Raw genomic sequence first — 13,972 nt, forward strand, 5'->3', positions numbered from 1 at the left:
TCTGGGTTTTCCTGCTTGAGCCGCTTGAGTGCTGGCTTTGACTTGGGGGGAACTCCGGCTGCGGTCTTTTTGCCAGAGGTGGGTTTGGTCATCGTCCCACCTCCAGTTTGAAGGTGGTCTTTTTGGTATTTGCTTGTGGCATCATGGGGTTAGATTTATTAGTACTCCCCAGCCTTTGTTTACAGGTTGGGGTTTTCATTAGCTTCTTATATCTTTGCAGTTGTCGTCAATTGCAAGGCTTCCTCAACCGAACTCTCTTGCCTTGTTATCACTACTTGCTTGGGGCTGTTTAATCGCTGACCATAGATGAGGCGTTCATGTAACTTTAGCTGCATCTATCTTTTTAATATCGAGCTTTCAGCACCCAGATAATTATGAAACCCATCATCAAAAAGCCTGAGTTCCGCGCTCTCAAAAAGTCTGTCGTTTCACAATCATTACCCGAAGAACTGTATGCGGTTGATACCGCCGCCACTGCCGAAATCGAACAGCAACAGCCACCAGAAGAAATCGCTTATCCAGCTTACCAATCCTCGGCGCAAAGTTATCCAGTTCTACAATCCGTTGGTAACACTGGCTGGCAGATTTCTGATATCTGGCGTGATTTGCGGGTTGATAGTTTTTCTAATTAATAATCTATCTATAGATACTTGCAATAATTAGCGCACATATCATCAATATATCTCAGTAGTCAGCTAAAGTAGGCTACTGATTTCTTTGAGAATTCTGCTGGGGCTTGCAAAATTTGTAACAAGTTATTATCCTTATCCAGTAACACTCACAGCAGTTTTTTCTCCTAGAAATATCAGTAGATACTTTTGATACTCGTGTGTGCTGCTGTGGGATGTCGTGTAAGGCACAGCTGGTGTTGGGGTGGGGCTAGGGCGATCACCATCCTGAGAATTTGTGCGCCTTGAGATGAGTTTCGCGTATTGTTAAGAATGTTTGTTATACCTGCATCAATCAATGGACGTTAAAGATAATTGATTACTAGCGTTCGCTACGGACAGCAATAATCTAGACAACACATTCAAATAAATGCAAATAAAATATATGATAGAGTATGACGCAACAAGATTTACCTTAAAAGCTGAACTGGTAGAACGTATAGAGAAATTAGGATTACACCAAAGCCTATTTCCAAACTCTAATGAGTCTATCGATAAACTGGTGCGACAATTGGAAACTATAAATCCAATTAGACAACCACTGGCATCTAATTACCTCCCTTCTTTATTAGGTGAGTGGGAATTAATATATGCCTCTAGTGGGACAGTCGTTACACGTCAACTTGCATCAATTCAAGATATTTGGAGTGGAATTAAAATCAAACGTGTGTGGCAGAGTTTGGCTGATAGTAATATCACAAAAATCTCAGCTTCTAATAGCGCTCAGCTTGAAATACCTATTTTAGGTGAGTGGCAGTTACAGGCTAATGGATACTGGAAAAAGGAGGCAGATGAAAAAACTGCCAAAGTATCCTTTCACTCATTTGCCATCCAAGTAGTTAAACCCTTTGGGCTGTCTAATTGGAGTTTTCCTGAATTGAATATACCAGTATTAGAATTCCTACAGAAAGAAGCTTTGTGGATCACTTCCTACTTAGATCAACAAATTAGGATAGGACGAGGTAGAACAGATAATTTATTTGTATTTAGGCGTGATGTAACACCCTCAACTTAGTCCTAACAGAAAAGTTCTGCTTATTGAAGCGAGTTTTGAGCATAGTTATAATTTGAGATGAAAAAATTAATTTTTTTTTGTGAACATTTAGCTTCGACATTTTATCTGTTATTCTCATCACCTGTGATAGCACAGATTGTTCCAGATAACACATTATACCAATTCTATATGAGGGTGCATAGAACTGTAGAATAGTGTGATAGTAAAAATTAAACACTGCTTGGCAAGCAATGGGACGCCCTTTTAACTTAGAAATCAGTGAGAGCGCTGAATATTTGTCTAAAAGTCTCAAGAAGGCTCGGACTGCTTTTGAGAAAGAACGGTTGCAAATGCTCTGGTGGATAAAAACAGGACAAGCAACACAGCATCAGGAACTAAGCCGCATGTTGGGCAGAGATGGCTCAACAGTAACACGCTGGTTGCAAAAGTATCGACAAGGGGGACTAGCGAAACTATTAGAGGTGAAAGCTTCTCCTGGAGCAACTCCGAAGATTCAAGGAGAAATGCGATCGCAGTTGGAGGAGAAACTCAAATGTCCCGAAGGGTTCAGCAGCTATGGGGAAATTGTAGAGTGGCTCAAGCAGGAATTTGATTTAGAAGTCAAATATCAGACGGTATATCGTTTGGTACACTATCAACTCCAGGCGAAACTCAAAATACCTCGACCTGTAAGCAAACAGCAGGATGAACAGGCTATCAACCTGTTTAAAAAAACATTCCTCACGCCCTTGTTAGCTTTCAAAACCTTTTAGGTCAAGGAAAGCGACTACGTTACCTCTGTCAGGATGAGACTAGACTAGGGTTGAAAACGGAAACCGGGCGAGTGATTACGGCTCGTGGTGTCAAACCGATAGTCAGTGTACAGTGGCCAAGAGAGGCATTCTGGCTGTATGGAGTCGTTGAACCATTGACAGGATGGCATTTTTGTCATGAATATCCTCATTTGGACGGTGAAAACTTTCAGAAATTTCTTGATGCCCTATCCCAAGAACTGGGTGATGATATGGCACTGATGCAAATGGATCAAGCATCTGCACATCAAGCTTTGGCGCTGTCTTGGCCTGAAAATCTCATCCCGGTCTTTCAACCTGCTCATAGCCCTCAGCTTAATCCAATTGAGCGATTATGGCAGTTTATTAAACGCCAGTTCAAAGGGGAAAGCTTCTCTAATTTACAAGAACTGCGCCAACGGATTCAACATGAGTTAGCTCAAATGTCTTCTCTCGTAATCTCCTCTTTGACAAGTTATGATTTTATCCTCGAAGCTCTCTTTCATCAAGCTTTATTCTATGCATCTTCATAGAGAATTGGTATTACCTGTCAATTCTGTAGTTACGTTACAAGGTAATACCAGCATTATTACTGGAGGAACGCAAGCAGGAAACAACTTATTTCATAGCTTCGAGCAATTCTCTTTATTTACAGATAGAACCGCTTACTTCAATAATCCTTTAAATGTTCAGAACATTATTAATCGAGTAACAGGAAAGTCTATTTCTAACATTGATGGTTTGCTTCAAACTAACTATAACGTTAACCTGTTTTTAATTAATCCTAATGGAATTATTTTTGGCCCCAATGCTAGCCTAAATATCGGTGGCTCATTCTTAGCTAGTACTGCTAGCAGAATTAACTTTGCTGATGGCAGCCAATTTAGTGCAAAAACTTCGCATGGTAAACCTTTATTAACAGTGAGCGCACCTATTGGCTTAGGATTTGATGGTAATCCAGGAGCAATTCAAGCTCAAGGTAGAGGACACAATCTGATTCTTAATAACCCATTCTCGCCATTTATTAAAAGTATTAGCCCTGATGGCTTGCGTGTAAAGCCCGAAAAAACTTTGGCTTTATTGGGCGGTGACATAGCTTTAGAAGGAGGGAAGCTTGAGGCGAGTAGAGGGCACATTGAGCTAGGTAGCGTTGATGAAGGAATAGTAAGCATTGATACAGCTTCTAGTGCTTGGAGTTTCAACTATGAAAATGTATTAAGCTTTAAGAATATTAAATTATCTCAACAGTCATTAGCAGATGTTAGTGGCTTTGGGGGTGGTTTTGTTCAAGCGCAAGGTGCTGATATTGAACTAGCAACTGGCTCGATATTTTTGATTCAAAACCAAGGGAATAAATTATCAGGTGACATTATTGTAAACGCTTCAAAAGAATTAAGAATAATTGGGACTTCTATCAATGGAGCGATCCCTACTAGCTTGGTTAATGAAAGTTTAATAGGAAATGGAGGAAAAATTGAAATTTCAGCTCCAAACCTAATTATCGAGGACGGAGCAGCAATAGTGGCTAGAACTTACGGTGCAGGCAGAGGAAGCGATATTATTGTGAACGCTTCCGAATTCACTAAAGTTACTGATGGTTCTGCTTCCGTTCTTCAGCTACCTAGTAATATCGCTACTGCAACCTTTGGCTCTGGAGATGGAGGTAATATTACACTGTCCACAAAAAGTTTGTCTGTACTAGATGGGGGAGAAATTCTCACTTCAGCTTTTGGTGCTGGCAAAGGTGGTAACTTAACAGTGAATACTGCTGAATCTACTCAAGTGATTGGGTATTTATCAGGAAATTCACAGCTTTCTAGTACTATTCTTACTAGAGCTTCTGGCTCTGGTAATGCGGGAAATTTATTTCTTTCAACAGGATCTTTGATTGCCAAAAACGGAGGTATTATTGGTTCTTTAAGTCTTGGAAATGGCTCTGGAGGAAATGTAAGTGTCAATTCTAATAGCTCTATAGAACTTATTGGACTAGTGCCAAATGTTTTTACTCCAAGCTCTTTGACTACTGCAACTTATAGCAGCGGTAATAGTGGAAAATTAACAGTTAATACAAAAAAGCTAACAGTTAGAGATGGCGGAGTAATTAATACTTCCACTCGCTCAAGTGGAAAAGCTGATAGCCTTATCATTAATGCTTCTGATTCTATAGACGTGATAGGTACAGTCCCAGGTGCTTTAAATCCCAGTCTCATAAATTCATCTGTTATTGATGCTAATAGAAGTTTCCAAGAGCTATACCTGCTGCCTCAAATACTGAGAGGAGATTCGGGAAGCATTACAATTAATACTAAAAAATTAAATGTTAGAGACGGCGCTCTAATCAGCGTCAGAAACGACGGCCCCGGCAACGCCGGCACACTCCAAATTAATGCTGACAGAATCAGCATCACCAACGCTGGCGGTATTACCGCAACCACTGCGATTGGCGAGGGTGGTGATATCGACATCAACTCAAAAATTGTTCAATTGAATGACAGCGCTATCTCTGCAACTGCTGGACAACAAGGGACTAATGGTGACGGCGGCAATGTGAACATCAATGCAGATATTATAGTTGGCACAGAAAATAGCAGAATCACAGCAAACGCATTCAAAGGCAGAGGTGGCAATGTAACAATCAATACTAAGGGGTTATTCTTCTCGCGTGATAGCATCATTACAGCCAGTTCCCAGTTCGGGGCTAACGGTACAGTACAGATCAACGGCCTCCTCGTTAACCCTATTGCTGCTGTCTTAGTACCACAGACAGTTGCAGAACCTCCCGAAATTGCATCAGTTTGCGAGTTCGGCTCAGGTGCAGTAGCAAGTATTTTAGTCAACAGTGGCGTTGACAGATTACCACTCAGTCCTAACGATGTACCATCTGTTAAACCAACTTGGCAAGATAACTTTTCTTCGTCTGAGACTATCAATAATCTAGAGAAACCAGAATTATTAACCAAACAAGCAACAGAAATTGTAGAAGCACAAAATTTGGTAATGGATTCTAAGGGGAACCTCATGTTAACAGTAGAAGCTAGTTCAGTGACGCCCTATGTAGCATCGTCCGCTAGTTTGTGTTCTGAAGAAACAAAAGTATCAAAGAATACTGTTACTATCCCTAACAATGATTAAACGTCGAGATTGCTTTAAGTATCTATTCTCAAGCGCTCTAGGGTTGTTTGCGGCTGTGAGCAAATCATCTTTTATGGCTGTTGCTGCAACCAAAGAAGCCAAAAAACGTAGTCAGGCACAATTGCTGACCCAAATTGGAGAAAAATATCTCAATGAAGGACAAGCATCAGAGGCTCTTGAGTCTTGGCAAGCAGCCACCGAAATTTATCGTCAACTTGGTTATCAAGAGGGTATTATTGGAACATTAATTAACCAAAATCTTGCTCTACAAGCTTTGGGTTTAAATCATTTAGCTTGTGACACACTTGTAGAAGCTTTAAAGTTAGATGCAGATGCTAAAATTTGCACCATCTCATCACAACAGTCTACTGAATCTTTAACAAAACCATTAATAACAGCGATTGATAAGCAAAAACATCTGCCAGTAAATCTATTTGCCTGGCATAATTTAGGAGATGTCTTGCGTTTAATTGGTAAGTTAGATGAGTCAAAGGTCGTTCTAACGAAAACACTATCAATTGCAAGGCAAATGCCTTCTATTAATACTAGCGAAATTTTGCTATCGTTAGCTAATACTGAGGAAGCTATTTATCAGCAAGCACGAAATAAATATTATGAAGTAGAAGAACCAGATTTTAAAAATGAAATCGTAGTTCTAATTCAGCAACAGGCATTGAACTCACTTGAAGTTTATCAGCAAGTCTTTCAGGTATCTACAAATTCTCCAATCACACAGTTAAAATCTCAACTTCATCATTTGAGCTTGCTGATAAATTTTGAGAAATGGTTGACAGCAGAGTTAAATTCAGGCAATCAACAATTAATTGAGATTCGCAACCAAATCCAACAACAAATTCAACCTTCTGTTGACAAAGTTGTGAAAAACTCTTCTGCATTTTCTCACTTTTCGGCTACTCAATTAGTTTATGCAAAGCTCAACTTCGCTCAGAGTTTAAGTCAAATTCCAGAGGAACAATTACGTTTATTAGCTCTTGAATATGGTCAGTCTGCACTACAAACCGCTAAAAGTACAAGTAATCTACGTATCAAGTCTTACAGTCTTGGAACTCTAGGTAAATTGCAGCCAGAGAAATCAGAAGCATATTTTGTAGAAGCTTTAAACTTAGCTCAATCAGTTCATGCGAAAGATATTGCTTATCAATGGCAGTATAAATTGGGGAATTTGTACAAGAATCAAGGAAGAACTGAAGAAGCCCTCCAAATGTATAAGGCTGCTATCGATAACTTAGCGCAAATTCGTGACAGCATCTTATCAAGTAATACAGACATACAGTTCTTCTTTCAAACAGAAGTAGAACCTGTGTACCGTGATTATATGAAGTTACTTTTGAAAGATTCTAAGGCCAATCTTCAAGAAGTAATTCAGACAAACGAACGTTTACAAATAGCACAGCTAGAAAACTTTCTCAAATGCGGTAAGCTTAACCTTGTTGCTCTCAATGAAATTCAAAATTTAAATAGTGCTTCTGGAGTAATTCATATTATTGATTTAGATGACACTATAGAAGTAATTTTACAGTCTCAAGACCGCTCTCTTCATCATCACTCTGTTGAAGAAAAACTAGTTAAAGAGTATGTTAGTAATCTTGTACGGAAGTTACAGGAAGCTCAACTTGTTTCTACTAATGTGCGACAAATTATTTTACCTTCTCAAGCACTTTATGAACAATTAATCGCGCCAATATCGTCATACCTACCTGCATCGGGAACATTAATATTTATATTGGATAAATCTTTTCAAAGTATACCGATGAGTATATTATACGATGGGGAAAAATATCTGATCGAGCGTTACAGTATTGCAGCTACTCTGGGTTCTAGAATTCGATCTCCCAAGCCTTTATCGAAAAATCGGTTCAAGGCTCTCATCGCTGCTTTGGCTAAACCCAGCCCCAGCATGTTAGATCGTAACGCTCCTAAAGGTATCAGACCACTACTCCAAGCCAAAGAGGAATTAAAAGATGTTCAAGCACAAACACAATCCTCCCTCGCGCTGCTAGATGAAAAATTTACTAGTCGCCGTCTAAAGCAAGAAATAAGTAAAAATAACTTCCCAATCGTTCATATCAGCACTCATGGACAATTTAGTTCTGACCCTTTAAAAACAGTACTTTTAGCCTATGAAAAGGTCATCAATATTAGAGAATTTGACAAATTACTCAAAGGTAATGTTCAAACTGATGCAGATGCGATTGAGCTACTAGTTTTAAGTGCCTGCCAGACCGCAAAGGGTAATAAAAGGTCAGCATTAGGAATGGCTGGAGTAGCGGCACAAGCAGGTGCGAGAACTACGATAGCTACTTTATGGTTAGTAGATGCAGATTCCACTGCTTTGTTAATGGAAGAATTCTACAAGAACTTGAAAAATGGTATTACTAAAGCTGAAGCATTAAGACTTGCACAAGTCACATTAATGAAAAATCCTAAATACGCTCATCATTACTACTGGGCGCCATTTTTGCTCGTTGGTAGTTGGTTATAAATTCCCACAACTTTAGACCTTCTTGCACCTTTGACAATTCCTTTAGGTTTTTACTACTCTTAGCTAGCTTCTTTGCCGTTGCGTATTTATTAAAAGCTTCGTCAGACAGCCCTGCCTCCAAATAGCGATCTCCTAGTACCCGATAAACTTTTGGGTTTTGGCTTCCTGCCGCTACTCTTACCTTTAATGTCTCAATCGATTCATTTACCAGATTCTTCGACATATATATAGTGTCTAAATCCCTAGCCGCAGCTTCGTCTGGAGGTATTTTCAATTCATTAATTTGTTTAATTAAGGACGCAATCTCTAATTGCTCTTTTTCTGGTAAAATGCTAATCACTAAAGGAGCATAACTAATTATTGACTTTCCCTGATACGCAAACACAATAATTGTATATGTACTCCCAAATTTCAAACGAGGTTGCCCTGATGGATATGGCAATACAGTATTATTTACTTCTATCTGCCAGTTAACATCATTTCCCTCCATCTTTACTGTGTAGCTAGTAGCTCCAGGGACAACACGCCAAGAAATTAACGGTTGCGTAGTCAATATACTACCATCACTAATGTAAGGACTAATTAATCTTGGTTTTGGTACAGTATCGTCATCAGCTGATCCTTTAAAGTCAGTCGGGCAATTCTGTGGCTTGAGGTTTGTACACTGATATTTCTCTACCTCAGTCAGTTGCGGTCGTGCACATTGGTTTGCAGGATCAGAAGCGCTGTCTCGATCAATATATAAAGTTTTTCGATTTAAGTAGCAAATAACTGTAACCGTAGCTCCATTGTCTGGGTGAATTTTATCTCCAGGACAGAGCGAACTACCTGGTGGCAAGTAGCGATCGCCTTTACTTATTACCTTGCCATCTGCGTTAATACACTGGCGTAGAGCTATTAGTTGAGATTGTCCCCATGCACTGCTAGAGCCTGAAATAAGCGGTGTTGATATTGATACGATCGCTACAACTTGAACTGGGAATTTTTTTTTTCTGATTCCGTTTGTTAGATTTTGTAAACTCAACATCCTGAAAACCTGTCTAGTGTAGTTATTTACAAGTTAATAGCATACAAGAAACATGGTATTTCAAAAAGAGCTAGGGCGAAGGTGGGGGAACAAACTCTCCCAATAAACGCTTTAATATCTGCAATCGCCACTCTTGAACCTCTTGCTGATTTGACTCGGCAATCAGGCAAATCTCCCAAGTCAGCCTAGCATCATTAATTTCATTTAATGCTTCTTGCGCTTGCGCTAATAAACAGTAAGCATCTGTCCTGGCATCCAGCTTTGTTGATTTTTCCAAATCAGCCTTTGCCTCAGCATAACGTTTTAGCTCTAATTTTGCCCAACCTAAGTTTTTGTATAAACTAGATTTTAATTTGACATTATCAGTTTCTTTTAAACCTTCTTGAGCTAAAGCAATTGCCGAATTATACTTTTTATCTAAAATCTTCAACCTTGATAAATTATTGATGGCTGGTATTGCCTCTCTACTCATTTGTATAGCTAACTGATATTGCTTTTGGGCTAAATCATACATTCCTCTATTATCATAGAAAAGGGCTAGCCCATAACGGGCTTCCCAGCTATCGGGCTTTAATTTGAATGAATTCTCATAATTTTTAATTACACAGTCATCTTGGTTCAATTTCTCGCAAACATAAGCTAAATTACTATAAGCATCTACATCTTGATTATTATATTTTATTGCTAATTCATAATACCTTTTCGCCGCTTTCAGAGTATTGGAGTTGCGAGCGCCTCTTTCAAAGTAAAAACTTGATATAGTTCGATTACTCTGAGGGCTAATCTTTAAAGCCAAGTTAAAAAACTTTTGTGCCTGCTGAGTATTATTTGCTGCTTCTAACTTTCGTCCTTGGGCTACTAGGTAGTTTGCTACTAGAGGTAGAGATAGAAAGATCCCCCCAATTATTCCTAAAACTATTAATGTATATTTGCTATATTTAAATACTTTAGAAGTAGCTAACCTATAATTTTTAATTTGCTGAGGTAGCTTTTCTAACCGTTGCAAAATTAATTCAGTAGTCTGCGGACGTTGCGCTGGCAAGGGAGCCATCAACTCATCTATAAAGTCAGCAAGAGGTTTGTCAATCTGCTGTGCTTTATCTCTCCAAATTAGTTTTCCTGTTTTCTGATCTGTGGACAAGCTTATCAGTGAAGTACCTGTAATTAACCGCACCAAGGTTCGACCTAAAGCATAAAAATCTGACTGCGGTATTGCCTTGCCGTTAATTTGTTCTAGCGGAGTATAACAAGTTGAAACGACAGCGGTCACTTCATAATTTCCCGGTCTTGTGCTTGTTCCTCCACTAGCACTTACTTTTGCTAAATAGGTATCAGTAATTCTCCTTGCCCCACCAAAATCAACCAATGCCAACCTTCCATCTGGTTGAAGAATAATATTCGCTGGTTTGATATCTCTGTGAAAAATTTCTGTATGGTGTATTAAATCTAGAATTTCTACTAATTGTTGTAACCAATCTAATGCTAGTGATTGTGAAATCTGACCATTTAACTCTATCCATTCTTGCAAATTTTCTCCCTCGATTTTATCCATCACTAAGCATCGCAACGTTAGAGGAAACTTATTTGGAGTAACGGTAAAAAAATCGTCCATTGTACTTTTTGGGATACACGGATGACTTAAAAGCCTCAAAGTTTTAGATTCTCTCTCGAACATTTCCACTATCTTAGGACTTCCCCATTTGAGGACTTTCATGATTCTGTGCCGGCGCATTGTATCCCACTTTGTCCCAGCATCTTCTACTTCCCATACTTCAACGTCTATATGCGAATCTCCCGTCAGTTCTCTCAAAGGCTTAATTAACCGAATCCGTCCATCGACTAGCAAAGGAGTGCCACAAGAGAGACAATTTTCTGCATCATCTGGGTTCTCCCTAGCTTCGCACAGCGGGTTTATACAATATTTCACAGCCGATCCTAACAGGTTACTTAGTATATCCAAATACCAGCATTTAATTTTATCAATAACTCACCCACTACTAGAAAAATATTTTAAGATACATTGCTAAAGAGGTAGCTTTAAAGTCACACATAAAGTACGATGTTATCAACGCCATACTATAGCAGTATTAACGGGTAACTTATGGCTTATAGTGCTTCTTTACAACCAGATTCGTCTTCTGCTAATGCACCCTCAGATATTCATCTCAAGAGTAGCACTTTACAAAAGCTCACTCTAGAAGAAGCTTTAGATGTTTTGAATGAATTAGTCTACCAAGCGAGGGCAAAATCCCTATCAGAGCCAGAAATTATTGTTGTAAGAGGAGCTTGGTACGATCAAAGCTATGAGGAGATGTCTGAAAACTCATCTTATAAAAAAAATTACTTGCAACGCCGGGTAGCGATCGACTTATTTGATCTATTGACAAAAATTATTGGCAACGGAGAACAAGTCTGCAAACGAAATTTCCAAACTTGTCTACAAGCCTTTATAAATCAAGATGTAATCAAGGGAAGTAAGCTCCCTGATGTTTCTAAATTTTATGGTCGCACACAGGAGCTTGTCTACTTAAAAGAATTAATTGCAACACAGCAATTTAACTGTATATCACTAGTGGGAGTTGCAGGTATTGGTAAAAGCTCTTTGGCAGCAAAATTAATGAGCGATATTAGTAAAGATAAAAATTTTGGCTTCGACTTTTTCATTTGGAAATCAGTAGCTTATTTACCCACAATTGAAGATTTAATATCAGAACTATTAGAAATTCTCGATCCTCAGTTTATTTCGCCCAATTATACCCAAGCTAAAATTACTTTATTGCTCAAAATTCTTAAACAAAAACACTGTTTAATAGTTTTAGATGAATTAGAAATTTTATATCAAAATCCCAAACTCAACTTGGATTATTTGATTTTTATCAGACGTTTAGTTGAGGAAAATCACCAAAGTTGTATTATAGTAACTAACAGAGTTTTATTTGATGATTTTGTTGAATTTATAAACACTAAAAGACCTTTCCAATTTATAAGAGTTGAAGGTTTAGATACAGATTCAGCCATCAAATTTTTGGGTGAAAGAGGAATTACAGATTTAAAAAGATGTCATCAACTAATTCAAACTTATCGTGGTAACCCTTCTGAGTTGGCTGATGTGGTTAACCGCATTCATAATATGTTTGGTAATACAGAAATATTTTTTGAAAATCCAACTACTCTTGTCAGCAAAAAATTAGAAAATATACTTAACAAAATGGTCGGAAATATCTTAGACAGCATTCATAAACAGATTATGATTTACTTAGCTGAAAAGACTGTTGAGGGTTCAGAATCAATTACTATTACCACAATATTGAACAATTTCAAACTTACCCATAAAGTATCTATTTCAACTTTAGATTTAGTCAAAGCATTAGAAAATTTAGAAAGAATGTCATTAATTGAAAGTGTTAAAAACCCTATTACCAAAGAAATCTGCTTTATACTTCAACCAGTTATCAAGAAGTATGTTCTTACAGACACTTTAGGTATAGTACATAATTTTGACTCTTCCAATTTAAAAATTGCATCATAACAGAGGTAGTTATGATGACAGGTAAACTAGACCCTCGAAAGGTAACAGCAACCACTGATATACTCAGTTGCTTAACCAAGCAGGGTTCGCATCGGGTAAACTCCCACATACAAGTTTTCGAGCTAGACCCCAAACAGATGTCACTATGTCACTCAGGGCTGCTTGAGAAAAGCCCTAAACCAGTAGGGCAAAATGTACAAAGATTAATCAATCAGGAGGTAACGCAATTAAACAATCACAATCTTGCTAGATGCGAAAATAACCGAAGTTTTGTAAGATCGAGCTTGTCAACGCGTACAACCAGAAATGGAGGAAAATAAGGCACACATAAAAATGTAGGCAAAACCTACTAAGGAGTAGCGCTTTGCCCTAAAGTTCAGACAATTGAATAATTTCAGAGCGGGGTTGATCTCGTGATGACGAAGAAAGTGGCAGTTAAAGTTTGGCGACTTACATCCACTGACTTGTCAAAAGATCCCACGCTGCTTTACTTTGCCATTATAGCGATAAAGGGAAAAGTACAGCTAGTTTCTGCTAACCGTTTTTGGCAATTTGATAGAAAATTTATATTTGATTTATGTAAATTTTTATAAAGCAGTGTGAATAGGAGCAATCCAGAACTCAGAATCCAGCGGTCGGAATTGATTATGGGTCGATTTTCCCGTACAAGTCTTTCACTTCAAGATGAGGTGAAGGACTTGGCAGATGCGATCGCGCCTACGAAGGACTCTAATTCCTCTGACTCCTGATTCCTGAAATCTAGATTGAAAACCCCTCTGTGAAGCTGAAAACCATAGCTATCAGAGGTATCTACTGTGTCAAATAACCAATGCCCACAAGAGTTGGGCGTTGGGGATCAAGTGTTATCATCTAACATTTGTGAATACCCCAATAATCTCACCGCCGCCGAGTATCATGAGCTAGCGGTGAGCAGCGCCATTCATCCTGAGTTGATCGAGCGCAACTTTTCTCATATCGAAGGAGAAACAGTTTACGATTATCTGTTCATCTCCCAAGCGATCCCCAGAAAAAACGCTGGTCGAGTTACAGACGGTTTTTTGAAAGCCTATCTGCATTTAATGGCAGGAGGATTATGGATTAGCGGGCTAGACCCGATTAATAACTGGCGACCAATGGAGTGGGGACGGATGAAACCTTCCCTACCCCGCATTGACTGGGAAAAGGGTAAGCCAGTTAAGTACGAGTCACCACCGAAAACAGCTAACCGAGTCACATACTTTGATGTGCCCAATTGTATTTGGGATAAGGTCGCACTACGGTATAGCATTAAGCGATATCACTCACCCCTGGCACTGCGATTACAAAAT

The 13,972-nt window shown here is 38.7% G+C and carries 9 protein-coding genes and 1 pseudogene; 8 read left to right on the forward strand and 2 right to left on the reverse strand.

All coding sequences use genetic code 11. The features are described 5' to 3' along the window. Positions 1-374: 374 nt before the first annotated feature. The 6 genes from H6H03_RS37670 (at position 375) to H6H03_RS37695 (ending at position 8,088) form a co-directional block, all read left to right on the forward strand. Positions 375-632 (forward strand): hypothetical protein, encoded by a 258-nt coding sequence (locus H6H03_RS37670; protein ID WP_190960101.1) that lies wholly within the window; start codon positions 375-377, stop codon positions 630-632. A 406-nt stretch (positions 633-1,038) separates the two neighbouring features. Further along, complete coding sequence (locus tag H6H03_RS37675; RefSeq protein ID WP_242065759.1) at positions 1,039-1,683, forward strand: PAP/fibrillin family protein; 645 nt, start codon at positions 1,039-1,041, stop codon at positions 1,681-1,683. 230 nt (positions 1,684-1,913) lie between these two features. Beyond that, positions 1,914-2,435: a helix-turn-helix domain-containing protein gene (locus tag H6H03_RS37680; RefSeq protein WP_190960102.1), complete on the forward strand. Its 522-nt coding sequence runs from the start codon at positions 1,914-1,916 to the stop codon at positions 2,433-2,435. Beyond that, entirely contained in the window at positions 2,399-2,986 is a 588-nt protein-coding gene (locus H6H03_RS37685) for an IS630 family transposase (protein ID WP_190960108.1), read from the forward strand. The genes H6H03_RS37680 and H6H03_RS37685 overlap by 37 nt, the downstream gene beginning before the upstream one ends. Beyond that, on the forward strand, positions 2,973-5,585 hold the full coding sequence (locus H6H03_RS37690; protein ID WP_190960103.1) for a two-partner secretion domain-containing protein: 2,613 nt from the start codon (positions 2,973-2,975) through the stop codon (positions 5,583-5,585). Before H6H03_RS37685 ends, H6H03_RS37690 begins: the two co-directional genes overlap by 14 nt. A gap of 73 nt (positions 5,586-5,658) precedes the next feature. Beyond that, the gene (locus H6H03_RS37695) at positions 5,659-8,088 is read left to right on the forward strand and encodes a CHAT domain-containing protein (RefSeq protein ID WP_242058193.1); all 2,430 of its coding nucleotides are present in this window, start codon (positions 5,659-5,661) and stop codon (positions 8,086-8,088) included. On the opposite strand, the gene H6H03_RS37700 is transcribed toward H6H03_RS37695, so the two are convergent. Together H6H03_RS37700 and H6H03_RS37705 are read right to left on the reverse strand one after the other, a co-directional pair. Further along, entirely contained in the window at positions 8,030-9,115 is a 1,086-nt protein-coding gene (locus H6H03_RS37700; RefSeq protein ID WP_190960105.1) for a tetratricopeptide repeat protein, read from the reverse strand. The genes H6H03_RS37695 and H6H03_RS37700 overlap by 59 nt on opposite strands. Before the next feature lie 70 nt (positions 9,116-9,185). Then, a complete protein-coding gene (locus H6H03_RS37705; protein WP_313932031.1) occupies positions 9,186-11,042 on the reverse strand; it encodes a protein kinase domain-containing protein in 1,857 nt (618 codons plus the stop codon). Positions 11,043-11,216: 174 nt separating this feature from the next. Between H6H03_RS37705 and H6H03_RS37710 the strand changes: the two genes are divergently transcribed. Further along, positions 11,217-12,644, forward strand: coding sequence for an NB-ARC domain-containing protein (locus tag H6H03_RS37710; RefSeq protein ID WP_190960106.1), 1,428 nt, complete (start codon positions 11,217-11,219; stop codon positions 12,642-12,644). 815 nt (positions 12,645-13,459) lie between these two features. Beyond that, positions 13,460-13,972: pseudogene (locus H6H03_RS37715) on the forward strand (bifunctional DNA primase/helicase); the annotation flags it as partial.

The sequence above is a fragment of the Nostoc paludosum FACHB-159 genome (genome assembly GCF_014698835.1).
GTDB lineage: Bacteria > Cyanobacteriota > Cyanobacteriia > Cyanobacteriales > Nostocaceae > Nostoc > Nostoc paludosum.